The sequence below is a fragment of the Dactylosporangium sp. NPDC006015 genome (genome assembly GCF_040614215.1).
In the GTDB taxonomy this organism is placed as follows: Bacteria; Actinomycetota; Actinomycetes; order Mycobacteriales; family Micromonosporaceae; genus Dactylosporangium; species Dactylosporangium maewongense.
In genome coordinates this window covers 341822-365791 of the sequence record NZ_JBEXUD010000009.1, presented here as the reverse complement: position 1 = coordinate 365791, position 23970 = coordinate 341822, and the positions used below count along the sequence as shown (strand labels likewise).

The window sequence follows — 23970 nt, the reverse complement described above, 5'->3', positions numbered from 1 at the left end:
GGGCCCGCGGAGAAGGGCTGGACGAGGCGCCGGCGCCGCCGGCCCGGGCCGTCGATGGAGGGCTAGACGAGGCGCTGGCGCTGGCGGCCCAGGCCGTCGATCTCCAGCTCCATCACGTCGCCGGCGCGCAGGTACGGCTGGCCGGGCAGGCCCATCGCCACCCCGGCCGGCGTGCCGGTGTTCACGACGTCGCCGGGGCGCAGCACCATGAACTGGCTCAGGTACCAGACGAGGTGCGGCACGTCGAAGATCATGTCGCCGGCGAGCTCGTCCTGGCGGGGCTCGCCGTTGACCCACGACCGCAGGCGCAGCTCGGGTACCGTCAGGCCGTCGGCGGGCACGAGCCAGGGGCCAAGCGGGTTGAACGTCTCGCACGACTTGCCCTTGTCCCACTGGCCGCCGCGCTCCAGCTGGAACTCGCGCTCGGAGACGTCGTTGCTGATGGCGTAGCCGGCGATGTGCGCGGCGGCGTCGGCGGGGCTGTCGAGGTAGCGCGCCTCGCGGCCGATGACGACCGCGAGCTCGACCTCGTAGTCGGTCTTGACGCTGTTGCGCGGGATGCGCACGTCGTCGTCGGGGCCGACGACCGTGTCGGCCGCCTTCATGAACACGACCGGCTCGGCGGGCGGCTCGGCGCCGGACTCCGCGGCGTGCGCGCGGTAGTTGAGCCCGATGCAGACGACCTTGCCGGGGCGGGCGACCGGCGCGCCCCGGCGGAGGTCCTGCTCGGGGAGCACGGGCAGGGTGTCGAGGGCGTCGCGGACGCGGGCGATCCCGTCAGCGGCGAGGAACCCGCCGTCGATGTCGGCGGTCAGCCCCTCGAGGCTCCGCGCGCGGCCCTCGGCGTCGAGCACCACGGGTCGTTCGGCACCGGAGGGTCCAAGCCGGGCAAGTCTCATGGGCTGCCACGGTACGAGCGAAGTGGCCAAGTGGTCAAGCCAATCCATGCCCTTCGCGGGCTACGGTCGCGATCCGCTCCAGGTGCGCCGTCATGGCCCGGCGCGCGGCGTCGGGGTCGCGCGCCTCCACGGCCGCGACGATGGCCTCGTGGTCCCCGGCCGTCCGCTCGTGGACGCCGGGCCGCCCCGACGTCATGGACCGGCTCGACCGGCCGAGCCCGGACAGGGACTCCAGCATCGCGGCGAGCAGCGCGTTGCCCGACGCGCCGGCGATCAGCCGGTGCAGCCGCACGTCGGCCTCGACCTGGTCCTCGCCGAGGATCGCCGCCCGCATGGCCGCGACCTGCTCGCCGGTGGCCCGCTGGGCGGCGAGCGCGGCCAGGGCCGGCTCGAGCAGCAGGCGCGCCTCGAACAGCTCCTCCACGGTGCGCTCGTTGAGCGCCATCACGAAGCGCATCGGCTCCAGCAGCGCCGCCGTGGACAGCCCCGCGACGAACGTGCCCGCGCCGTGCCGGCTCTCCAGGATGTTGAGCCCGACGAGCGCCCGGATCGTCTCGCGCAGCGTCGGCCGGCTGATCCCGAGCAGCTCGCTGAGCTCGCGCTCCGGCGGCAGCCGCTGCCCCGGCGCGAGCCGCCCGTCGACGATCATCTGCTGGATGGTGCGCACCGCCCCCGCCGCCGCCGAGGTGCGCTCCACCTTCGCGAACTCCGCGCCGCTCACCCCGCCCACGCTACGGCAGGCTCTGAGGTGGGCACGGGGTGGGCACGGGGTGGGCGGTGAGGCGGACCGGCGAGCCGCTACGGCAGGGTGGCGACGGCGAACGTGCCGGGGTCGGCGCCGGTCCGGGCGACCACGGTGCCGTCCGGGGACCAGATCGTCGAGTGGCCGGCGGTGTCGGCGTAGCCGTCGCCGGTCGGGCCGGCGAAGCTGGCGAGCGCGACCCACACTCCGTGCGCCTTGGCGATGCGGGCGCCCCGGCAGTCCTGCTCGGCGAGCTCGTCGGCGGACATGCACATGGCGGCGGCGTACACGTCGATGCCGAGGGCGGCGGTGCGCGCCTGGTGCTCCGGGACCGAGGTGTCCTTGCAGACGGCGAGGCCCAGCCGGTACCCGTCGACGGTGACGACGGCGGGACCCTCGGCGGGCCGGAACCGGCGCTGCTCGGAGGTGCCCAGGTGCACCTTGCGGTAGGCGACGGTGACCGTGCCGGCGACGCCGTCCACGGCCAGGACCGCGATGTGCGGGCCGCCGGCGCCGTCGACCGGCGCGCCGGCCAGGGCGAGCGTGCCCGTGTCCTGGCAGGCGTCAAGGAGCGGGGACAGGGCGGGGTGGTCCACCGGCACCACGTCGGCGTCGAGCTCATAGCCCGTCAGTGACAGCTCGGGGAAGACGACGACCCGCGCGCCCGCCGCGTGGACCACCGCCGCGTGGGTGGCGGCGTTGGCGGCCACGTCAAAGGCGTCGCACTCCGGCTGCGCGACGGCGACGATCAGAGGCATCCGTGAATCTTACGTGGTGGGCGGCCGTCCCCGAGGCCCGGCCGCACCAGGGTCACCCGCCGGCAACATCTTGACGTTCATCGATGTCGATGGTTGGCTGCGAGGGTGCTGAACCGGTGGTTCCCCGCCCTCGCGGCCCTTGCGCTCCTGACCGTCCCCACGCCCGCGCACGCCACCCCGGGGCAGCCGGAGGTGTCCGCGGACCCGTCGAACACCTGGAGCGCCGAGCTGCGCGCCGTCGGCGGCGACGACGTCAACGTCGCCTGGACCGGCGCCGCGCTGCGGCTCGCCGACCCGTCCACCGCGCCGGGCGGGCAGCGGGCGCCGGTGGCGCAGGGCATGCTGCTCACCGCCGCGCACACCCTCGCCACGCCCGCGAACCTGGTCACGGCCGCCGTCACCGGATCGGCGGACGTCGAGTACCGCGGCCGCCGCGGCGACCAGTGGACCGAGTGGCAGACGGCAGGCACCCCGCTCAAGGAGCCCGTCGGGGTCGTCGAGGTGCGGGTGGTCCTGACCGGGGCGGCGTCCGTGACCGCCGTGCGGCTGGCGGCCTCCAGCGCGCCGGCCGCGACCGGGCTCGCCGCCGTCGGCAACGTCTACCGGGTGTACGCGACCCGCGAAGGGCTCGTCGGCGGCACCACCGCGAACGGCCACGTGATCACCAGCCGGGACCACTTCGTGGCGCTGCCGTCGCGGCGCGGCCTGTCACCGAAGGGCACCGGCGACTACACCGTGCGGGTCTGTACGACCAGCGGCGCGCGGTGCGAGTTCGCCCCCGTCTGGGACGTCGGCCCGTGGAACACCACCGACGACTACTGGAACCCGCCGGCGACCCGCCAGTCGTGGAAGGACCTCCCGCAGGGCCGGCCCGAGGCGCAGGCGGCGTACCAGAACGGCTACAACGGCGGGAAGGACCAGTTCGGCCGCACCGTCGCCAACCCCGCGGGCATCGACCTCGGCGACGGCGTCTTCTGGGACGGGCTGCAGCTGACGAACAACGCGTGGGTCGACGTCGCCTACCTGTGGACGGCCGGCGGGCCGCGCGGCGTCATCGGCAGCGGGCCGCTGAACATCCGCGCCGGCGCCGGCTCGAGCTTCGCGAGCAAGGGCTACGCCGCGACCTACGCCCAGGTGCCGATCGAGTGCTGGGTGACCGGCCAGTCGATCGCGGGTCCCTACGGCACGACGACCCGCTGGGACCGCGTCGGCGCCGGGCAGTACGTCAGCCACGCGTACATCTCCTCGACGTCGGGCGGTGCGGCACCCGCCTGCTGAATCCGTGCATTGACCGCACCGAATGCACGCGATCCCTCGTCGACACCCTCGCTATTCGATGCGAACGTTGCCGATGGATGCCGCGGCGATAGTGTGCCTTGTCAATATCATCACGGGTTCGGTCTGTCGGTTTCCGGTCGCGGTCACCCCCGCCCGGTGCTGCGGGCCGACTTGAGGAGGCTTCATGGTGCGGAAACGCCTGGTCACGACCGCGGTCGTCGTCCTCGCCGCGCCGGTGCTCGTCGCCCTGCCGGTTTCCCCGGCGTCGGCGGCCCCGGTCAAGGCGCCTGCGGCGTCCGGTGCGAGCAAGACGTCCGACACGCGGCACATGACGCGGACCCAGTTCACGTTGGACGGCAAGCTGGTCGACACGTCGAAGATGGCGAAGCCGGCGCAGCAGCGGCGCTCGCTGGCCGCGGGGGAGACCCCGACGGTCGGCACGGTCCGTCAGTGGCTGGGTTCGGACGACTACCAGGGCCGGCTGTACCGCAAGGACTACGTCCTGCGCGGTGTCGGCGAGCACATCGAGGTCTGGGTCGCGGTCGACACCTCGTTCCCGGCGGGCGACTGCCGTAACGCGGTGCCGAACACGACCACGGTCACCGACGCGCAGGTGGCGAACTTCATCCACGAGTTCGACACCAACATGTACCCGAAGGAGACCGCCGCCTTCAGCACGCCGCCGAACCGGGACGGCAGCAACGCGCTGCTCGGACCGGACGCCAACGGCAACGGCGGCGTCTACACCGGCGGCGGCGAGAAGACCGTCACGCTGGTCGACAACGTCCGGGACGACAACTACTACACGTTCCCGGCCGCCACGACCTACATCGCGGGCTTCTTCTCGACGCAGTTCAACGAACTGTTCGACCGCAACGTCATGACGATCGACGCCTACGACTGGGAGCACCGTACCGGCGCCAACCCCGTCGACGCGCCGAGCAGTGACGTCTGCACCAGCCGCCCGGCCCGGCCGACCCTCTACGAGGGCACGTTCGCGCACGAGTGGCAGCACCTGCTGCTGTCCTACGTCGACCCGAACGAGACGACGTGGCTCAACGAGGGTCTCGCGGACTTCGCGCAGACGCTCACCGGCTACGTCGACGGCACCAAGACGGTCTACGACAAGGGCGGCGACAGCCACCTGTACTGCTTCCAGGGCTACGGCCCGGTGCAGACACCCTTCAACCCCAACCCCCGTGACTGCGGTGGTGCCCAGAACTCGCTCAACCTCTGGGGTGAGGGCGGCAGCGGCGCCGGTGTGCTCGCCGACTACGGCAACGCGTACCAGTTCATGCTGTACCTCTACGACCACTACGGTCAGGACATCATCGAGAAGCTGCACCGCGACGGCGCCCTGCAGGGCATCAAGAGCGTCGACGCGGCCGTGAAGGCCGAGGGTGCCAAGGACGCGTACACGGTGCTGCACGACTACCAGTCGTCGGTGCTGCTGGACAAGCTCCTGGACGACTCGCGCTGGAGCCTCGTGCTCGGCGCCGACAAGTCCAAGGTCACGTCGAAGAGCGTCCGCTCCTCGGTGAACCTGGCGAACACCCAGAGCTACAGCGTGCCCGGAGCGGCCCCCAACGGCGCCGACTACGTGCTGCTGCAGAAGAACGGCACGGCCATCAAGGGCAAGGACCTGCGGTCCTTGAAGTTCACGGGCGCGACCCAGCTGCCGGCGGTCCCGCTGGCCTGGACGCTGGTGAACAACGACCCCGACCGGCCGGGCAACTCGGTGCTGTTCTCGGGCAACGCCAACAACACCGACGCCACCGCGGTCATCCCGGTGACGGTCCCCGCCTCCAACGCGACGCTGACCTTCCAGGCGAAGTACGGCGCCGAGCTCGGTTACGACTACGGCTACATCGTGGTCTCCACCGACGGTGGCACGACCTACACCGCGATCCCCGGTGACAGGACCGTCGACGCGCCGCTCGGCCCCGGCCTGAACGGCACGACGAACGGCTTCGAGGCGCACAGCTTCGACCTGTCCGCGTACGCGGGCAAGTCGATCCTGCTGGGCGTCCGCTACGTCAGCGACGGCGGTGTCAACGAGGGCGGCCTGCTCGTCGACGACATCAAGCTCGGCGGCACCCTGCTGAGCGACGGCTCCAGCCTGGCGCCGTTCAAGTCGCCGACGGAGATCACCCCGGTCAAGGTCAAGAACTGGCACGTGAAGCTCGTCGGCATCGACGAGGCGAACCACCTCGCGTGGCAGTTCGAGTTCACCGGTAAGAACAGCATCACGCTCAACTGGATCCAGCTGGCGCTGCTGTCGCTGTTCCCGAAGGTCGTGGCGGTCGTCGCCTACGACGAGCCGACGGAGCAGGTCCAGCAGTACGCGCCGTACACCCTCACGGTGAACGGCGTCGTCCAGCCGGGCGGAGCTGCCTGACACCTCCGGGTGCCATGACGGCGGGCACCCCTTGCCTCGTGCGAGGGGTGCCCGTCGTTGCGTTTGCCGCTGCTGTACTGCGTGTCGCGCGCCGCTGAGAAGGCGCTACCGGCCTTCAGCGTTGCTGTGACGCGTCACCAGCCGACGGCCACCAGCAGCCACTGCGGGTTGCCGTGCGAGACGAACGACGACTGGCCGGCGTAGTCGTCGTACGGGAACCCGTACGACAGCTTGTCGATGGCGTGGTCGTGCCAGAACTTGGCGTAGTAGTTCGCCGGCGCGGCCTGGTAGTACAGGCCCGGCGTCGACCAGTCCGACTGCGGCAGCTGCCGCACGTGCCGGTTGAGCGCCGCGCAGTTCGCCGGGTCGTTGGCGAGCACCCCGGCGCAGCCGAAGACGTCCGACGTCGGGGCGTTGATGCCGTACTGCGAGGCGTACGCGGTGAAGTAGTTCGCGTTGACGCCGCCGGCGCGGAACGTCGGGTCGCTGCCCGGCGCGATGATCCGGTACGGCGCCTGCGACTGCGCCAGGACGTCGAACTGGGCCGGCACCTCGTCGATGAACCGCTGGAACGTCGCCGCGCGGCTCTCGGCGAACGTGGCCTGGTCCTCGCCGACCTGCACGTCGTAGCCGTCGCGGGCGTGCAGCCGCATCGCCAGCTTCAGCCCGAACGCGTCGACGCGGGTGGTGTTGCCGTTGAAGACCGACGGCCCGACGGTGAACTCGATGAAGTCGTAGTACTGGCTGTTCGGGCTGCCGAGGTAGAAGTACATCCGGCCGGCGGAGTTGGCCGGCATGTCCAGGTACGGCTGCTCGGCGATGCTGTGCGTCTGGCCGTTGAAGCTCCAGTACACCTGACTGTCGGGGTACTGCCCGTTGGTGCGGTTGAGCACCTTGACCATGACGACGTTGGACGGGTTGGGGATGGAGCTGGTGTCGCCCCAGAACGACCCCGGCGGCTGCGAGGTCGGCGGCTGCGACGTCGGGGTCACCGGTCCGGTCGTGCGGACCTGGAACTCCCACAGCGAGTAGCCGTAGGCGGTGGCGCGGGCGGTGCCGTTCATCCGCACGTACCGGCCGCTCGCGTTGACGGTGAGGGTCTGGACGCCGCCGGTGCCGGCGGTGGTGGAGTAGATCGACGTCCAGGTGCTGCCGTTCGTGGAGACCTGGACGCTGTACGCGCTGGCGTAGGCGGCCTCCCAGTTGAGCACCACCTGGCAGATCGTGGCGGTGGCGCCGAGGTCGACCTGGATCCACTGGGGGTCGCTGAACGCGCTGGACCAGCGGGTGCCGGTGTTGCCGTCGAAGGCGGCCGACGCGGGCGACGCCGCGTTCTCCGTCGACGACGCGGTGGCCGGGCGGCCCTGGGCGGCGTTCGCCGTGCCGCAGCCGGTGCCGCCGGTCGTGCCGTACACCTGGAACTCCCACAGCGAGTAGCCGTAGGCCGTCGCCCGGGCGGTGCCGTTCATCCGCACGTAGCGGGCGCTGCCCGACACGGCGAGGGTCTGGACCCCGCCGGTGCCGGTTGTGGTGGTGTAGGCGGTCGTCCAGGTGGTCCCGTTGGTGGACAGCTGGATGGTGAACGAGCGGGCGTAGGCGGCCTCCCAGTTGAGCACGACCTGGTCGACCGTGGCGGTCGCGCCGAGGTCGACCTGGATCCACTGCGGGTCGCTGAACGCGCTGGACCAGCGGGTGCCGGTGTTGCCGTCGGTGGCGAGGGCCGCGCCGGACGCGGCGTTCTCCGTCGACGACGCGGTGGTCGGCTTGCCCTGCGACAGCAGGGCGCCGGCGGCACTGGCCTCCGTGGTGACGGTGACGGCGGCGTACCCGGCGATCAGGGTCGCCACGAGCAGACCGGCGAGGCGCCGGCCCTTGAGTCTGTGCATGGTGCTCTCCCTGGGCATGGATAGGGGCGTGCGGGACCGTCGCCGCGCCGTGCCGATGCACCGGGAGGGCGGTTGCCGGTGCTGGCGGGCGTCCGGTCGTACCGTGTGAAGAGAGCGCTCTCTCGGGACTCAGCGTGGTCGATCGGTGGTCCAGCGTCAAGACCGCGTTTTGAGGTTCGCCGATGCGGGCACGGGGCTTGTCAGGGAATCCTGGGAGGTGCACCTTGTCCGACCCGCAATCCAGCCCTCAGTCAGCCGCAGGGTCGACCGGCGGCGTCATCCGCAGCCTGATCCCGGCCCGGATCGACCGGCTCACCTGGGCTCCGTTCCACACCAGGATGGTGTTGGCGCTGGGCACCGCCTGGGTCCTCGACGGCCTGGAGATCACCATCGCGAGCGCCGTCGGAGCGGTGCTCAACAAGGAGGAGACGCTCGGGCTCAGCAGCACGCAGGTCGGCGCCATCGCCACCGTGTACCTGCTGGGCGAGGTCTTCGGCGCGCTGCTCTTCGGCCGCCTGTCCGACGCGCTCGGCCGCAAGAACCTGTTCATCGTCACGCTCGGCGTCTACCTCGCCGGCAACGCGCTGACCGCGCTCACCTGGGGAAACAGCACGCTGAGCCTGATCTTCCTCTACCTGACCAGGTTCATCGCCGGGGCCGGCATCGGCGGTGAGTACGCCGCCATCAACTCCGCGATCGACGAGATGATGCCGGCGAAGTACCGCGGCCGCGTCGACATCGGCGTGAACGGCACCTACTGGGGCGGCGCCATCATCGGCACGCTCGGCACGTACATCCTGCTGAACCACATCTCGCTCAACATCAGCTGGCGGCTCGGGTTCCTGATCGGGCCGATCATCGGTCTGCTCATCTGGAACCTGCGCAGGCACCTGCCGGAGAGCCCCCGCTGGCTGATCATGCACGGGCGCGAGCGGGAGGCGGAGGAGAGCATCGCGGCGATCGAGCGGGACGTGGAGCGGTCGGGCCAGACCCTCGCCCCGGTCGACGAGCGCGCCGCCATCGAGATCAAGCCGTCCACCTCGCACGGCTACCTGTCGCTGGTCAAGGTCCTGTTCCGGCGGATGCCGTCCCGGTCGGCGCTGTCCGCGACCCTCATGATCACGCAGTCCTTCCTGTACAACGCCATCTTCTTCACCTACACGCTGGTGCTGTCGAAGTTCTACGACGTCGACGCGGAGAGGACCCCGATCTACCTGATCGCCTTCGCCGTCGGCAACCTGGCCGGCCCGCTCCTGCTCGGCCACCTCTTCGACACCGTCGGCCGCCGCAAGATGATCACCGGCACGTACCTGCTCTCCGGCATCCTCCTGGCCATCTCGGCCTGGATGTTCGACGCGGGGATGCTCAACGCGTTCACGCAGACCCTCGCCTGGTGCGTCATCTTCTTCTTCGCCTCGGCCGGCGCCAGCGCCGCCTACCTGACCGTCAGCGAGATCTTCCCGCTGGAGATCCGGGCCCAGGCGATCGCCGTGTTCTTCGCCATCGCCCAGTGCTTCGGCGCCATCGGCCCGATCTTCTACGGCTGGCTCATCGGTGAGGGTGAGGACCCCGGAAAGCTCTTCATCGGCTACCTGATCGGCGCCGCGGTGATGATCGTCGGCGGCGTCGTCGCATGGTTCCTCGGCGTCGACGCCGAGGGCAAGCCCCTGGAGGACGTCGCCGTCCCGCTCTCCGCCGTCACCACCCGCCCCCGCTCGACGGGCTGACCATCACCGGGCCCCGCTCATGGTACCGTCTAGTACCATGAGCGGGACGCTGGTGCGGTGGGCGACGAGGCACGGGTTCGCGCGACTGGGCATCAGCGCCGCCGCCCGCAAGGGTGACCCGCAGGCGCGGTTCTTCGTCGACCCCGCCGTCCGCGCGGACCCGTACCCCTTCTACGACCAGATCCGTGCGCAGGGGCCGCTGGTCCACGGGCGGATCATGTGGGCGACCGCGCGGCACGACGTGGCGTCGGCGGTGCTGCGCAGCGAGGCGTTCGGCGTCGGGTTCAACGACCAGCGGCTGCCGGCACCGATCGCGCTGCTGTGGCGGCTCGGCCGGCGCACCGCCCCGATCGGGCCGGTCGACCCGCCGTCGATGCTCGTCACCGACCCGCCGGACCACACCCGCTACCGGCGGCTGGTCTCGAAGGTCTTCACCGCCCGGGCGATCGAGGCGCTGCGGCCCAAGATCGAGCGGACCGCCGAGGAGCTCCTGGACGGCCTGGGCCCGCGGTTCGACCTGGTGGAGCAGTACGCGGCGCTGCTGCCCGTCACCGTCATCGCCGACATCCTCGGCGTGCCCCTAGCCATGCGCCGGCAGTTCCTCGACTGGGGCACCATGGCCGCGCCGACGCTCGACCTGGGGCTCACGTACCGGCAGTACCGGCGCACCGAGATCGGCATCCGGCAGAGCAACGCGTGGATGCGCGGGCACTTCGAGCGGCTGCGCCGCGAGCCCGGCGACGACCTGCTCAGCCAGCTGGTGCACCTGGAGGGTGAGCAGCTCACCGACGACGAGCTGCTCGCCACCGCGGGCCTGCTGCTCGCCGCCGGCTTCGAGACGACGGTCAACCTGCTCGGCACGGGCGCGGCGCTGCTGATGGCGCACCCGGCGCAGCTGGAGCTGCTGCGGGACGACCCGTCGCTGTGGCGCGGGGCCGTGGAGGAGATGCTGCGGTTCGACTCCCCGGTGCAGAACTCGGCACGCATCTGCCAGCGGCCCGTGGAGATCGCCGGCATCCAGCTGCAGCCCGGCCACGTGGTCGTGCCGATGCTCGGCGGCGCCAACCGCGATCCCGCCGTCTTCGCCGACCCCGGCCGCTTCGACGTCACCCGCGCCAACGCCCGCGACCACCTGTCCTTCTCCGGCGGCGTGCACTACTGCCTCGGCGCCGCCCTGGCCCGGCTGGAGGGCGAGATCGGGCTGCGCACCCTCTTCGACCGCCACCCCGGCCTCACCGTCGCCGGCGAGCCACGGCGCCGCAAGACGCGGGTGCTGCGCGGCTACGAGTCGCTGCCCGTCGCCGTGTCGGTGACCGTCTGACCTCGGCCGTGTTTCCGGCGGAACAATTCCGCCGCATTTCCGCACGCCGATGAAATGACCGGCAGCGACGAAACAATGCCGACGCGAAATTGTTGTTCCCACATCACACGACGCCCCGAGGATGCATGCCGAGGGACGACTGTGGGGTGGAATGTTGCGCAGGCATCTGCTATTTGTCGCATTGCTGACACTGGTGGCGTCATTGCTCGGCCCGGTGCCGGCCGGCGCTGCGACGCCACCCGGTTTCTCCACGCAGCTCGTCGCGGGCGTCGGGCTCGACGGCCCGTCGGGGTTCGACATCGCGCCCGACGGCCGGATCTTCATCCTCGAGCGAACCGGCAAGATCAAGATCTTCAAGGACGGGCACCTGCTGCCCGAACCCTTCGCTGACCTGCCCTCCGAGGCCTCCGGCGACCGCGGGCTGATCGGCATCGCCTTCGACCCAGGGTTCGGCGTCGCCAATCACTTCGTGTATTTCTATTACACCGGGCACGACCTGCTCAATCACCTCGTGCGATTCGACGGTTCGGGCGACATCGGCACCGACGGCCCGTACACCATATTTCAGACACAATCACCGTCGCAGCTGCTGCACGTCGGCGGAAGCATCAGGTTCGGACCCGACGGAAAGCTCTACTTCGCCGTCGGCGACAACGGCTATCCACCGAACGCACAGGATCTGACCAACCCGCACGGCAAAATTCTGCGGATCAACCCGGACGGCACCATTCCGCCGGACAACCCTTTCGCGGGGCAGCCCGGAAAACTCGGTGCGATCTGGGCATACGGATTCCGCAACCCGTGGCGGTTCCAGTTCGACGGCGCCACCGGCCGGCTCTACGGCGGCGACGTCGGCGACTACACGTGGGAAGAGCTCAACCTCATCGTCAAGGGCGGCAACTACGGCTGGCCGGTCCACGAGGGCCGCTGCACCGCCGGCTGCGCCGGCTACACCGAGCCGCTGCACGCCTACAACCACGACGGCGGCAGCGGCGCGGTGACCGCCGGCCCGGTCTACCGCGGTGGCCAGTTCCCCGCCGAGTACCAGGGCAGCATGTTCTTCGGCGACTACTCGCGCGGCTTCATCAAGCAGGCGCTGCTCGACGACGCCGGGCAGATCACCCAGGTCCGCGACTTCGACCCCGACGCCGGCAGCGTCGTGGACCTGAAGGTCGCCCCCGACGGCTCGCTGTACTACCTCACGTACTTCCCCGGCCAGCTGTACCAGGTCTCCTACAGCCTCGCGGGGGGCGCGCCGGTCGTGCGGGCCCAGGCCGACCGGACGGGCGGGCCGCAGCCGCTCACCGTCCACTTCACCAGCGCCGGCACGAGCGACCCCGACGGCGACGACCTCACGTACCACTGGGACCTCGGCGACGGCAGCGGCAGCACAGCACCGGATCCGGTGAAGACCTACGCCGCCGTCGGCGTCTACCCGGTGACGCTGACCGTGTCCGACGGCCGCAACACCGTCACGTCCCGGCCGATCGTCGTGCAGGTCGGCTCCCCGCCGACGGTCCGGGTCGCCGCGCCCGCCGACGGCGCCCGCTACGACGCCGGCGACACGATCACCTACAACGCGTTCGGCACCGACGCCGCCGGCTACGACGTCAGCGACGGCGACCTCAAGACCGAGGTGTTCCTGCACCACAACACGCACGTCCACCCGTTCGTCGGGCCGCTGACCGGCCGGGTCGGCACGTTCACGATCCCCGTCACCGGCGAGGCGTCGGCCGACACCTGGTTCGAGATCAAGGTGACCGTCACCGACCGCAACGGGCTCACCAGCGCGAAGTCCGTCTTCATCTACCCGCGCACGGCGCCGATGACGTTCGCGACCAGCCCGCCGGGCCTCGGCGTGACCCTCGACGGGGTGCCGGTCCCGACCCCGTCCACGGTCCAGGGCGTGACCGGCTTCCGGCGGGAGATCGCCGCGCCGCCGACGACGCGCGACGCCGACGGCACCGTGTACCACTTCACCGGCTGGTCCGACGGCGGCGCGATCCGGCACTTCGTCACCACCCCCGCCGCCGCCACCACGTGGACCGCGACCTACGCGCCGTCGGCGCCGTTCCTCGGCGAGTACTTCAACAACCAGCAGCTCGACGGCCCGCCCGCGCTGACCCGGCAGGACCCGGTGGTCGACTTCATCTGGTCCGTCGACCCGCCCGGCCCGGGCGTGAACGCCGACCACTTCTCCGCCCGCTGGTCGAAGACCGAGTTCTTCGCCACCGGCCGGTACCGCTTCACGGTCGCCTCCGACGACGGCGCCCGGCTGTTCATCGACGACCAGGTCGTCATCGACCAGTGGCACGACCAGGGCCCGACCGCCTACGAGTACGTCGCCGACCTCGCCGCCGGGCAGCACAGGATCCGGCTGGAGTTCTACGACAACGTGGTCGACGCGAGCGCGAAGCTGACCTGGGAGACCACGCCGGACCAGCCCCGCGACACGTTCACCGCCGAGTACTGGAACACCCCCGGAGCCGGATCCGCGCCGGCCGTCCCGGCGACCGCGCCGCAGCTGCGCCGCGACGAGCCGGCCGTCGACCACGACTGGGGCCTCGGATCGCCCGACCCGGTGATCGACGTGGATCACTTCGTCGCGCGGTACACCCGCCCGCTGACGCTGACCGCCGGCTACTACGACTTCGTCACCACGTCCGACGACGGGGTGCGGCTGTGGGTCGACGCCCAGCTGGTCGTCGACCACTGGGGCGACCAGGGCGTCACCGAGTACCGGACCCGGCTGGCGCTCGGCGGCGGCGCGCACACGATCGTCATGGAGTACTACGAGAACGCCGCCGGCGCCCTCGCCCGGCTCGGCTGGAGCCGCGCCGGCGACCTGCCCCCGGCGCCCGCCTACGAGGCGAGGTACTGGAACACGCCCGGGGCCGGCTCGCAGCCGTCGATCCCGTCGCGGGCGCCGGACCTCGTGCGGGACGAGACCGCGATCGACCACCCGTACGGCGACGGCGGCCCCGGCGGCGGCATCGACACCGACCACTTCGTCGCCGTCTACACCCGCACCGACGTGCTCCCGTCCGGCCTGTACCGGTTCGCCGGCGCCAGCGACGACGGCATCCGGGTCATCGTCGACGGCGCGGTCGTCCTGGACCGCTGGCGGGAGCAGAACGAGGAGTTCACCGCCGACAAGCTGCTGCTGGGCGGCCCGCACACGATCCGCGTCGAGTATTACGAGAACGCCGCCGGCGCCCAGCTGCGGTTCGGCTACCGCCGCGTCGGCGACGTCACCTCACCACCCGGCTGGGACGCTGCCTACTACCGCGGCACCGACCTGACCGGGGCGCCGGCGGTGCAACGGCAGGACGCCGCCGTCGACTTCGACTGGGGGCTCGGCGCGCCCGGCCCCGGCGTGCCCGCCGACGGGTTCTCGGCCCGCTGGACCCGCACCGACAACCTCGCCGCCGGCGTCTACACGTTCCGGCTCCTCGCCGACGACGGCGTCCGGCTCTACGTCGACGGCGTGCTCGTCCTCGACGAGTGGCGCGACCAGCCGCCGACCACGTTCGTGGTGCAGCGCAACCTCGCCGAGGGCGCCCATGTGATCGTCGTCGAGTACTACGACCGGGCCGCCGGCGCCATCGCCCGGCTCAGCTACGCCAAGACCGCCGACCCGCCGCCACCCACCCCGTGGACGGTGTCCTTCTACGCCAACCCGACCGCCACCGGGGAACCCGTCCTGACCCGGCAGGACCTGGCCGTCGACCACGACTGGGGCCTCGGTGCCCCGGCCGAGGGGCTGCCGGCCGACGGGTTCTCCGCCCGCTGGACCAGGACCGACCACCTGCCCGGCGGCACGTACCGCATCACCGCCACCAGTGACGACGGCATCCGCGTCTCGATCGACGGAGCCGTGGTGATCGACGGATGGTCCGACCACCCGCCGACCACGTACACGTTCGAAACCCCGCTGTCCGAAGGCGACCACACGGTCACCGTCGAGTACTTCGACAGCGGCGGCGGCGCACTGGCGCGCTGTTCGGTCATCCGGTTGTGAAGCTCATCGGTCGTATCGAAGGAGATCCCGTGACCCCGAAGGCCACGATCGTCATCCCTTGCAGGCATGAGGAGGAGAACGTCGGCCCGCTGATCGCCCGGTTGTCGGCGGTGCTGCACGACGCCTCGTTCGAGCTGCTGTTCGTCGACGACAGCGACGACGAGCGCACCGTCGACGCCATCGCGGCCGCCGCGGCCCGGCTGGAGCGCGACGACCTCCGCGTCCGGGTCTTCCACCGCACCGGCGGGCAGCGGACCGGCGGCCTCGCGGGCGCCGTCGTCGACGGGTTCCGGCGGGCCCGCGCGCCGAAGGCCCTCGTGATGGACGCCGACCTGCAGCACCCGCCGGAGCTGGTGCCGGCGATCCTCGCTGCCCTCGACGACCACGACCTGGTGATGGCGAGCCGCTACCGGGAGGGCGGCAGCAGCGGCGGTCTCGACGGCCCGCTGCGCCGCCTGGTGTCGACCGGCTCGACGATCCTGGCGCGGGTCGCGTTCCCGTTCGCGCTGCGCGGCGTCACGGACCCGATGACCGGATTCTTCGCGGTACGCCTGGACAAGATGGACACCGAGAAGCTCCGGTCGCGCGGGTTCAAGATCCTCCTGGAGATCCTCGCGCGGTTCCCCCGCCTCCGCCGCACCGAGTTGCCGCTGCGGTTCGCCGAACGCGTCGCCGGCACCAGCAAGGGCGACCTGCGCCAGGGACTGCTGTACCTGCGGCAGCTGCCCTGGCTCCGGCTCGTCACCTGGTTCGCCGCGCCCGCCGTCCGGTGGGGCGCGCTGCTCGGCACCGTCGCCGCCGGCACCGCCGCCCTCGCCGTGTCACCGCTGTCCGGCGCCGCCGTCCTCGCCCTGCTCGTGACCGCCGTGGCGCTGTACAACACCGTCGTCGGCGCGCTTGAGGTCCGGTGGCGCCTGTACGGCTGGCGCACCCCCGAAGCCGTCGAGCAGATGCGCTGGCCGGCCGCCGTGCCCGACGAGGCGAAGGAGCGCTTCACCATCATCGTGCCGGCGCTCAACGAGGAGTTCGTCATCGCCGGCACCCTGCGGCACCTGCTCCAGCAGGACCACGACGACTACGAGATCCTCGTGTCGCTGTGCGAGGGCGACGACGCGACCCTCGCCGAGGTTCGGCGCGTCCAGGCGCTCGACGACCCGCACGGCCGGGTCCGCACCGTCGTCCGCGCGTACGCCAGATCCAACAAGCCACGCCAGCTCAACGCCGCGCTCGCCGTCGCCACCGGCACCGTCATCGGGGTCGTCGATGCCGAGGACGACGTCGCGCCGCAGCTGCTCACCCGGGTCAACACCCTGCTCGGCCGCACCGATGCCGACGTCGTGCAGGGCGGCGTACAACTCATGACGCTCGGCACCCGCGCCCGCGACTGGTTCAAGGTCCACAACGTGATGGAGTACTTCTTCTGGTTCACCAGCCGCATGTTCTACCAGGTGCGGACCGGGTTCGTGCCGCTCGGCGGCAACACCGTGTTCATCCGGCGGCGGCTGCTCGAGCAGGCCGGCGGCTGGCCCGACAACCTCACCGAGGACTGCGCGCTCGGCGTCCTGCTCTGCACCCGGTACGGCGCCCGCGTGGTCGCCGCCTACGAGCCGGAGCTCGCCACCCGCGAGGAGGTCCCGCAGACCATCGGCGACCGCCGGGCCGGGTCCCTCTTCTGGCAGCGCGTCCGGTGGAACCAGGGCTTCCTCAGCATCCTGCTCGAGGGCCGCTGGGCGACGCTGCCCACCCTGCGGCAGCGGGTCCTCGCCGGGTACATCCTCGCGACACCGTTCCTGCAGGCCTTCTCCGCGCTGCTGCTGCCGCTGTCGATCGCCACGATCCTGTGGCTGAAGGTGCCCGTCGGCGTGGCGATGCTGATGTACGCGCCCTTCGTGCCGATCCTCATCACCCTCGCCACGCAGCTCGTCGGGCTGCGCGAGTTCGCCCACGCGTACCGGCAGAAGGTGCTGTGGCGGCACTACCTCTTCCTGCTCGTCGGCGCGCCCGTCTACCAGTGGGTGCTGATGGGCGCGGCGTTCTGGGCCGTGTGGCAGCACGTCGACGGCAACACCACCTGGCACAAGACCGCCCACGGCGGCCACCACCGGCCGCTGTCCCTGTCGTCTGTGGAAGGTGCCGTCGCGTGACCGCCGTTCTCGAGATCGAGCGGAGCCCCGTCCGTGGTGCCGCTGCCGCTTCCGCTGTCGAGCCGCGCCCGTCGCGCTGGCGCACGCACCGGGCGTCGTTGCTCGTGCTCGCCCCGCTCCTCGTCCTCGCCGGGCTCGTCAACGGCTGGAACCTGCACGGCTGGCCCGGCCGCATCAACGACGACGAGGGCACCTACGTCAACCAGGCCTGGGCGCTGCTCGACCACGGCGCCCTGTCGCACTACACCTACTGGTACGACCACCCGTTCCTCGGCTGGGCGATCATCGCCGGCTACGCGGGCCTCACCGACGGCTTCGACCGCGCACCCAGCGCCGTCATGGTCGGCCGCGAGGTCATGCTCATCTCGGCGCTGGTCAGCTGCGCCCTGCTGTTCCTGCTCGCCAGGCGGCTCCGCTTCAGCCGCGGCTGGGCAGGTGCCGCCGTGTTCCTGTTCGCGGTCAGCCCCCTCGCGGTCTACTTCCACCGCATGGTGTTCCTGGACAACCTCGCCACCATGTTCGTCCTCGCCGCGCTCGCGGCCGCCGCGTCACCGCGCCGCAGCGTCGGTGCCGCCCTGTGGAGCGCGATCTGGTTCGCCTCGGCCGCCCTGTGCAAGGAGACCATCGTCATCCTCCTGCCGGCCCTGGTCTGGCTGCTCGTCCAGCACACCTCCCGGCGGACCCGGGTGTGGAACCTCGGCGTGTTCCTCGTGTCGTTCGGTGTCCTGGTCGCCTCCTACCCGGTGTTCGCGCTGCTGAAGAACGAGCTCCTGCCCGGCGAGGGTCACGTCAGCCTCGGCTGGGCGCTGTGGTGGCAGCTGTTCGCCCGCTCCGGCAGCGGCAGCCTCCTCGACCCGTCCTCCGGCACGTTCAGCCTCGCCAGGTCCTGGATCGACCTCGACCCGTGGCTCCTGCTGCCCGGCGTCGCGCTCATCCCGCTCGGCCTGGCCGTGCGCCACCTCCGGCCGATCGGGCTCGCCCTGCTCGTCCAGGTCGTCATGATGTGCCGCGGCGGCTATTTGCCCTTCGCCTACGTCATCGCCCTGCTGCCCTTCGCGGCCCTGCTCATCGCCGGTGCCGGGGCCCAGCTCTCGGCGCGGCTGCGGGCTCCGTTCGTCGTCGCCGCCGCTGTACTGGCGGCGCTCCTCGTCCTCCCCGGCTGGGCGGCGACCCTGCGCGAGCAGGCATCCTTCGACGGCAGCGCGAACTCCCGCGCCGCGACCCGCTGGGTCGTCGACCACGTCGACCGGTCCGCGGTCGTCGTCACCGACGACTACATCTGGATGGACCTGAAGCTCGCCGGGTTCACGAAGCCGGTCTGGCTCTGGAAGGTCGACACCGACCCGGAGGTGATGACCGAGGTCCTACCGGCCGGCGTGGCCAGCATCGACTACATCGTCATGGCCGACCAGGCCGCCAGTACCCTCGCCGGCCTGCCGACCCTGCGCCGGGGCATGGAGTCCTCGACCGAGGTCGCCCGCTTCGGCGACATCATCGTCCGGAAGGTGCACCCGTGAAGTCCCTCCTGCGCATGGCCGGGTTCGGCGCCGTGGGGGCCTCCGGGGTCCTGCCCAACCTGGCCGTCATGTGGCTGCTCGTCGACCACTGGCACCTGCACTACCTGCCGGCCGCGGTGGCCGCGACCGAGGTCGCCATCTGCTGGAACTTCGTCCTCGTCGACCTCGTGGTGTTCCGCGACCGCCGCGGCCGGCACTGGGCGGGGCGCCTCGCGCGGTTCGTGGCCCTCAACAACCTCGACCTGGCCGTCCGGCTGCCGCTGCTCGCGCTGCTCGTCTCATGGGCGGGCGTCGACGAGCTCGCCGCCAACCTGGTGACCCTCGTCCTGGCCTTCGCCCTGCGCTTCGCCGTCACCAACCGCTTCATCTACCGCCCCGCCCCACTCCCGGAGTCCGCCTGACAACTGTCGCTTCGCCGCTCCTTTTGACACCTGCCGTGCCGCGGCCCCCGGATGCGCATCCGCCGGGTGCTGCGGCATGCTGGTGCCGTGGTCTTCGAACTCGGCACCGACGGCCCGAAGGTCATCGTCGTCGGCGTCGACGGCTCGGACCCGTCCCTGCGCGCCGGTGCCTACGCGGCAGGTCTCGCCCGCAGGCAGGGCGCCCGGCTCGTCGTGGTCTACGTCGCCGGCGCGCCCACCGCGAGCCTCTTCGTCGCCGGCGCGGCCGCCGCCGTCGAGCAGGCCATCACCGACGCCACCGAGGACATGCGCCGCCAGGTCGAGGCCGGCTCCGTCCACGCCGGCATCCGCGCCGAGTTCGTGGCCGCCCGCGGCGACCCGTACTCCGAACTCGTCCGCGTCGCGACCGAACTACGCGCCGACGCCGTGGTCGTCGGCGCCTCCTCCCGCCTCGGCCACCGCTTCGTCGGCTCCCTCGCCGTCCGCCTCGTCAAGTCCGGCAAGTGGCCCGTCACCGTCGTCCCCTGACCCCCACACCGGGGTGATCACCACGCAGGAACCACATGGCCGCGATGCGGAGCGTCGGTCCTCCCCGGGCTCTCCGATCGTCCGGACGAGATACCGCACGCCCTCAACGGTCGCCGGAGTCAGGTTCGCCGGTCGATCGTCCGCGTCGGCTCGCCGCCGGTGACACGGCCCTCGCGGTGGAACTGCCGCCAGAACGCGCGGTCCTCGTCGCCCGCGGGCGCCTCATCGGGCGCGAACAGCGCCAGCGCCTCCTCGACATGGCCCTGGTCGACCAGGAGCACGGCCAGCCTGGCGGCGGTCCACGCGGAGCCGTCGATGGACTCCAACGTCCGGATCGCCTCGCCGGGGCGACCCGCGAGCACCAGAAGGTCGGCCAGCTTCGAGCTCCCGTACCAGGTGCCACCCTCGTGGTGAGCGCGCAGCTCGGCGATCGCCTGCTCGACCCGCCCCGAGCGGGCGAGCACCTCGACGCGCTCGAACAGCAGCTCGATCCACATACCGCCGTAGTGCGCCGCGAGGTCGTCGACCGCCGCGACCGCCTCGTCGGCCCGGCCTCGCTCGACCAGCAGCTTGCCGAGGATCCCGACGAGCCACTCCGGGTCGCCGCCCATCAACCTCGGCACCGGCAGCAACACCTCGATCGCCTCGTCGGCGCGGCCGTGCCGGGTCAAGAGCTCCGCCAGGGCAGCGGCAACGTTCGGCGAACCGTCCGTCGCGAAGGGCCGCATCGCCTCGACGGCCTCGTCCACGCGATCGAGGCTCTCCAGCCAGACGGCCAACCGGAAAACGGCGTGCTCGCCACCACCGCCGGCGACCAACTCGCGAAGCTGCCGCTCCCGACCGTGCCTGGCCAGAATGTCAGCGAGCTGCTCGACGGCATTGACGAACACGCCGTGCTCACCGAAGGCGCTCCCGGTGAGCACCTCCAGTGCCTCGTCCACCCGCCCTTGACGCTCCAGCAGCGTGGCGAGCACCGCCGTGGCGTTCCAGGACCACACGGAACTGTCGGCCTCGATCTGCTCGCGTACCAGCGCCGTGAGCTCGCCGTCGTAGCCGTGCCCCTCGGTCAGCTCCACCAACGCGTCGAGCACTGCGTCCTCACCGGCGTGCGGCCATAGCAGCGCCACGGCCTCGTCCACCTGCCCCCGCTCGGCCAACAGCGTCCCCAACCGCTCGATCCCGTGCGGACTACCCTTCTCCAAGGCTCCCCGCACGATCGCGATCGCGATATCCGTCTCGCCGCGCCGGTCGTGAAAGTCCACGAGCACCTGCACCGCGTTCCACCAACCGGTGTCGACGAACGGCCGGAGCACTCGCACGGCGGCCTCGGTTTCGTGCCGCTCGAACAGCGCACGCGCCAGCCGGTCGGCGCAGCACCAGTCGCCCCGCTCGGCCAGGCGCCGCAGCTCGGCGAGATGGCCGTGCTCGGCCAGCCGGTCGGCGACCGTCGGCGGCAACCAGCCGTCATAGTTCCGATAACGTCGAGCAAGGTCCGCGGCCTTCACGGCGTCGAAGGTAGCGCCCGCCAAGCACGTTCCGCAGCGCTGATCGCGCCGGACGAACACGACGCTGTGGCGTGGTCCGAGGCCGGCGGCGTCAATGGTTCCGGCGGCGTCGGTGGTAGGCGTACGTGACGGCGGCGAGGAGCGGCCCCCACAGGTCTGGTGGCGCTGTCGCCCGAACTCGTTCGCGCCGCCGGACTGCGGCGCGGCGCGCCGGGCGACTCGGCCGAGGTGCTCCTGGCCGCCGTCGCCATCCTGGCCACGATGGTCGTCGCGGGATTCGGCCAGCGCTGGGCGGCGCGCCGGCTGCTGCGCACCGAGCCGTCACGCGTGGTCGACCGACTCGGCCGCCGCCAGGCCCTCGCCATGGAACTGCACGACGCCGTCGGCCATGCGCTCAGTGTCGTCCTGGTGCAGGCGATGGCCGCCCAGTCCGCGCTGCAGCGGCCGGATCCCGCCGCTGCCGTCCAGTCACTCGAGCACGTGACGGCAACCGCCCGGCACGCCCAGCAAGACCTCGACGTGCTGCTCGGCGTGCTCGACGACGGCGTCTCCGCCCAGACCCCGACGCTGGAAGCCCTCGGCATGCTCACCAGCGGCCTCGACGTGCACACCAGCGTCGGCGACGTGCACAAGGTCCCGGCCGCACCGTCGCGGGCGGCCTTCGCGATCGCCCGGGAAGCCCTCACCAACGCCCTGCGGCACGGGCGCAGCCCGGTGACACTCGACCTCGCCGTCGGCACCGACCTGGTGCTGACCGTGGACAACGCGACCGTGGGGACGCCCGGTGGGCCAGGCCGCGGTCTGACCGGGATGCGTATGCGCGCCCGCCTGGCCGGCGGTACATGCACCTGGCAGGAGGCGAACGGAACGTGGCGCGTCCAGGCGAGGCTGCCGCTGTGATCCGCGTGGTGCTGGCCGACGACGAGCGGCTCATCCGTGCGGGATGGACCACCATCCTCTCCCTCCACGACGACATCGACGTGGTGGCCGAGGCGGCCGACGGCTGCGAAGCCGTCGAGGCCGGCGTCGGCGCGGACGTGGTGTTGATGGATGTCCGCATGCCGCGCATGGACGGCCTCACCGCCACCCTGGAACTCGCCCGCCGCGCCCCGGCGACGCGGGTGATCGTGGTCACCACCTTCGAGAACGACCAGCTCGTCTGGGGTGCGCTGCGCGCCGGTGCCGCCGGCTACGTGCTCAAACGCGCGCCGGCCCGGGAACTGGTGGACGCCATCCGGTTCGTGCACACACGTGACGCGGTGCTCTTTCCCGACGCGCTGCGCCGCATCGCCGCCCCTCGCGCCGGCACGGCCCGATCCGGCCCGGTGGCCGGACTGACCCCCCGCGAACTGGACGTCCTGCGCCACATCGCGCTCGGGCAGAACAACGCGGAGATCGCGGCCGCTCTGCACGTCACCAGGGAGACCGTCAAAACGCACGTGGGCAACGTCCTGGACAAGCTCGGCGCCCGCGACCGCACCCAGGCGGCAGTCCTCGCCTACGAGTTCGGCCTCGTCTTTCCTGGCACCCATCACCAAGGTTAGGGCTGCCGGGCGTCCTGGATCGCCGCCTCGACCGCCGCCTACCGCGAGCGGTTCGGCGTCGGCCCGCCCGCGCTGCACGAGCGCGGGCGGCGGTGGGTGCGGTCAGGCGCGACGCAGGGTCAGTTCGGTGATCTCGCTCGGGGCGAAGATGCGGAACGGCGGGCCCCAGAAGCCGGTGCCGCGGCTGGTGTAGAGCTGGGTGCGCGCGCCGTGGCGGGTCAGGCCCTGCACGACCGGCTGGTCGAGGCGCACCAGGTAGTGGAACGGCCACATCTGGCCGCCGTGGGTGTGGCCGGACAGTTGCAGGTCGATGCCGTGCGCGACGGCGTCGTCGACCTGCTTCGGCTGGTGGGCCAGCAGCAGGACCGGCAGGTCGGGGTCGGCGCCGGCGAGGGCGGTCGCGTGGTCGGCGCGGTGGCCCGCCAGGCCGGTGCCGGCGGCGGTACGGTCGTCGACGCCGGCCACGACGAGGCGGTCGCCGCCGCGCTCGACGACCAGGTGCCGGTTGTGCAGGGCCTCCCAGCCGAGCTCGCCCATCCGCTGCAGCCAGCCCTCGGCCTCGCCGTAGTACTCGTGGTTGCCGGTGACGTACACGCGGGCGTAACGGGCCTTGACGTCGCCGAGCGGGGCGGCCTGCTCGGTGCGCTGCGCGACGGTGCCGTCGGCGATGTCGCCGGTGTGGGCCACGATGTCGGCGTCCAGGGAGTTGACGACCTCGGTGACGCCGCGGGACCAGCGGGCCCGGTCGATCGGGCCGTAGTGCGTGTCGGTGAGCAGGACGACCTTCAGCCCGTCCAGTCCGGCGCCGAGGCGGGGGATCGCGACGTCGACCCGGCGGACCCGCGGCACCTTCATCGCCTCGACGTAACCCCACAGCAGCAGGCCGACGGCGACGACACCGGTGAAGCCGGCCACGATCCGGGAGCGCAGCGGGTCGTCGACGCCGCCGGCGAGCAGGCCCAGGCGCAGCAGGTCGCCGGCGACGGCCCACACGAAGAGCTGCCACACCACGCCGAGGGTGGTGTCGGCGACGCGCGACGCCCAGTCCACGTGGCGGCGGCCGTGGCCGAGCATCATCAGCACCGGGAACGCGACGGCGGCGCCGGCGAACAGGACGGTGCCGGTGACGCGGACGCCGAGGGGCCACGCGTTGCCGGACAGCACCAGCGACCACCACGGCACGCCGAAGAGCAGCGCCAGCACGGTGGTGAGCGTCAACGCGAAGAGCACGGGGCGCAGCAGCGACCGGCGCCGCGCGACTGGGACCGCTTCAGTGGTAGCCACACTTCAGCATGGCACGC

General features: G+C 71.7%; 17 protein-coding genes. 11 read left to right on the top strand and 6 right to left on the bottom strand.

Annotation, left to right across the window (positions count from 1 at the left end; genetic code table 11):
• Positions 1 to 62: 62 nt before the first annotated feature.
• From ABZ321_RS19190 to ABZ321_RS19180, 3 genes are all read right to left on the bottom strand, one after another.
• The gene (locus ABZ321_RS19190; RefSeq protein ID WP_354892826.1) at positions 63 to 899 is read right to left on the bottom strand and encodes a fumarylacetoacetate hydrolase family protein; all 837 of its coding nucleotides are present in this window, start codon (positions 897 to 899) and stop codon (positions 63 to 65) included.
• 34 nt (positions 900 to 933) lie between these two features.
• Positions 934 to 1620, bottom strand: coding sequence for a FadR/GntR family transcriptional regulator (locus ABZ321_RS19185; protein WP_344502297.1), 687 nt, complete (start codon positions 1618 to 1620; stop codon positions 934 to 936).
• A 77-nt stretch (positions 1621 to 1697) separates the two neighbouring features.
• Positions 1698 to 2399, bottom strand: coding sequence for a carbon-nitrogen hydrolase family protein (locus ABZ321_RS19180; RefSeq protein ID WP_354892823.1), 702 nt, complete (start codon positions 2397 to 2399; stop codon positions 1698 to 1700).
• Between the two features lie 105 nt (positions 2400 to 2504).
• Here ABZ321_RS19180 and ABZ321_RS19175 point away from each other — a divergent pair, with 105 nt between their 5' ends.
• Both ABZ321_RS19175 and ABZ321_RS19170 read left to right on the top strand, forming a co-directional pair.
• A complete protein-coding gene (locus tag ABZ321_RS19175) occupies positions 2505 to 3677 on the top strand; it encodes a hypothetical protein (protein WP_354892820.1) in 1173 nt (390 codons plus the stop codon).
• Between the two features lie 184 nt (positions 3678 to 3861).
• Positions 3862 to 6075, top strand: a complete 2214-nt coding sequence (locus ABZ321_RS19170; RefSeq protein WP_344502300.1) for a peptidase M6 immune inhibitor A — start codon at positions 3862 to 3864, stop codon at positions 6073 to 6075.
• A 134-nt stretch (positions 6076 to 6209) separates the two neighbouring features.
• Here ABZ321_RS19170 and ABZ321_RS19165 read toward each other — a convergent pair whose 3' ends face one another.
• Positions 6210 to 7961 carry a discoidin domain-containing protein gene (locus tag ABZ321_RS19165; protein WP_344502301.1) on the bottom strand — a complete coding sequence of 584 codons (1752 nt, stop codon included), beginning with the start codon at positions 7959 to 7961 and terminating at the stop codon, positions 6210 to 6212.
• Between the two features lie 224 nt (positions 7962 to 8185).
• Between ABZ321_RS19165 and ABZ321_RS19160 the strand changes: the two genes are divergently transcribed.
• The 7 genes from ABZ321_RS19160 to ABZ321_RS19130 all read left to right on the top strand — a co-directional run bounded on the left by ABZ321_RS19160 (position 8186) and on the right by ABZ321_RS19130 (position 19620).
• Positions 8186 to 9688, top strand: coding sequence for an MFS transporter (locus ABZ321_RS19160; RefSeq protein ID WP_354892817.1), 1503 nt, complete (start codon positions 8186 to 8188; stop codon positions 9686 to 9688).
• Between the two features lie 37 nt (positions 9689 to 9725).
• Positions 9726 to 11009, top strand: a complete 1284-nt coding sequence (locus ABZ321_RS19155; RefSeq protein WP_354892814.1) for a cytochrome P450 — start codon at positions 9726 to 9728, stop codon at positions 11007 to 11009.
• Between the two features lie 193 nt (positions 11010 to 11202).
• The gene (locus ABZ321_RS19150) at positions 11203 to 15030 is read left to right on the top strand and encodes a PA14 domain-containing protein (RefSeq protein ID WP_354892811.1); all 3828 of its coding nucleotides are present in this window, start codon (positions 11203 to 11205) and stop codon (positions 15028 to 15030) included.
• A gap of 29 nt (positions 15031 to 15059) precedes the next feature.
• Positions 15060 to 17174 carry a glycosyltransferase gene (locus ABZ321_RS19145; protein WP_354892808.1) on the top strand — a complete coding sequence of 705 codons (2115 nt, stop codon included), beginning with the start codon at positions 15060 to 15062 and terminating at the stop codon, positions 17172 to 17174.
• Positions 17171 to 18691, top strand: coding sequence for a glycosyltransferase family 39 protein (locus ABZ321_RS19140; RefSeq protein ID WP_354892805.1), 1521 nt, complete (start codon positions 17171 to 17173; stop codon positions 18689 to 18691). The genes ABZ321_RS19145 and ABZ321_RS19140 overlap by 4 nt, the downstream gene beginning before the upstream one ends.
• Complete coding sequence (locus ABZ321_RS19135) at positions 18688 to 19092, top strand: GtrA family protein (protein ID WP_344502307.1); 405 nt, start codon at positions 18688 to 18690, stop codon at positions 19090 to 19092. Before ABZ321_RS19140 ends, ABZ321_RS19135 begins: the two co-directional genes overlap by 4 nt.
• Positions 19093 to 19179: 87 nt before the next feature.
• Positions 19180 to 19620, top strand: a complete 441-nt coding sequence (locus tag ABZ321_RS19130; protein ID WP_344502308.1) for a universal stress protein — start codon at positions 19180 to 19182, stop codon at positions 19618 to 19620.
• Positions 19621 to 19739: 119 nt separating this feature from the next.
• Here the strand turns inward: ABZ321_RS19130 and ABZ321_RS19125 are convergent, their stop codons facing one another.
• Positions 19740 to 21125 (bottom strand): hypothetical protein, encoded by a 1386-nt coding sequence (locus tag ABZ321_RS19125; protein ID WP_354892801.1) that lies wholly within the window; start codon positions 21123 to 21125, stop codon positions 19740 to 19742.
• A gap of 159 nt (positions 21126 to 21284) precedes the next feature.
• Here ABZ321_RS19125 and ABZ321_RS19120 point away from each other — a divergent pair, with 159 nt between their 5' ends.
• Together ABZ321_RS19120 and ABZ321_RS19115 are read left to right on the top strand one after the other, a co-directional pair.
• Positions 21285 to 22025: a histidine kinase gene (locus tag ABZ321_RS19120; protein ID WP_354892799.1), complete on the top strand. Its 741-nt coding sequence runs from the start codon at positions 21285 to 21287 to the stop codon at positions 22023 to 22025.
• The gene (locus ABZ321_RS19115) at positions 22022 to 22669 is read left to right on the top strand and encodes a response regulator transcription factor (protein WP_354892796.1); all 648 of its coding nucleotides are present in this window, start codon (positions 22022 to 22024) and stop codon (positions 22667 to 22669) included. The genes ABZ321_RS19120 and ABZ321_RS19115 overlap by 4 nt, the downstream gene beginning before the upstream one ends.
• A 102-nt stretch (positions 22670 to 22771) precedes the next feature.
• On the opposite strand, the gene ABZ321_RS19110 is transcribed toward ABZ321_RS19115, so the two are convergent.
• Entirely contained in the window at positions 22772 to 23953 is a 1182-nt protein-coding gene (locus ABZ321_RS19110) for a metallophosphoesterase (RefSeq protein WP_354892793.1), read from the bottom strand.
• Positions 23954 to 23970 lie beyond the last annotated feature (17 nt).

Excerpts from the sequence above, each read along its gene's own strand:
- ABZ321_RS19190 (WP_354892826.1), bottom strand. The coding sequence starts at position 899 with ATGAGACTTGCCCGGCTTGGACCCTCCGGTGCCGAACGACCCGTGGTG.
- ABZ321_RS19165 (WP_344502301.1), bottom strand. The coding sequence starts at position 7,961 with ATGCACAGACTCAAGGGCCGGCGCCTCGCCGGTCTGCTCGTGGCGACC.
- ABZ321_RS19170 (WP_344502300.1), top strand. The coding sequence starts at position 3,862 with ATGGTGCGGAAACGCCTGGTCACGACCGCGGTCGTCGTCCTCGCCGCG.
- ABZ321_RS19155 (WP_354892814.1), top strand. The coding sequence starts at position 9,726 with ATGAGCGGGACGCTGGTGCGGTGGGCGACGAGGCACGGGTTCGCGCGA.
- ABZ321_RS19180 (WP_354892823.1), bottom strand. The coding sequence starts at position 2,399 with ATGCCTCTGATCGTCGCCGTCGCGCAGCCGGAGTGCGACGCCTTTGAC.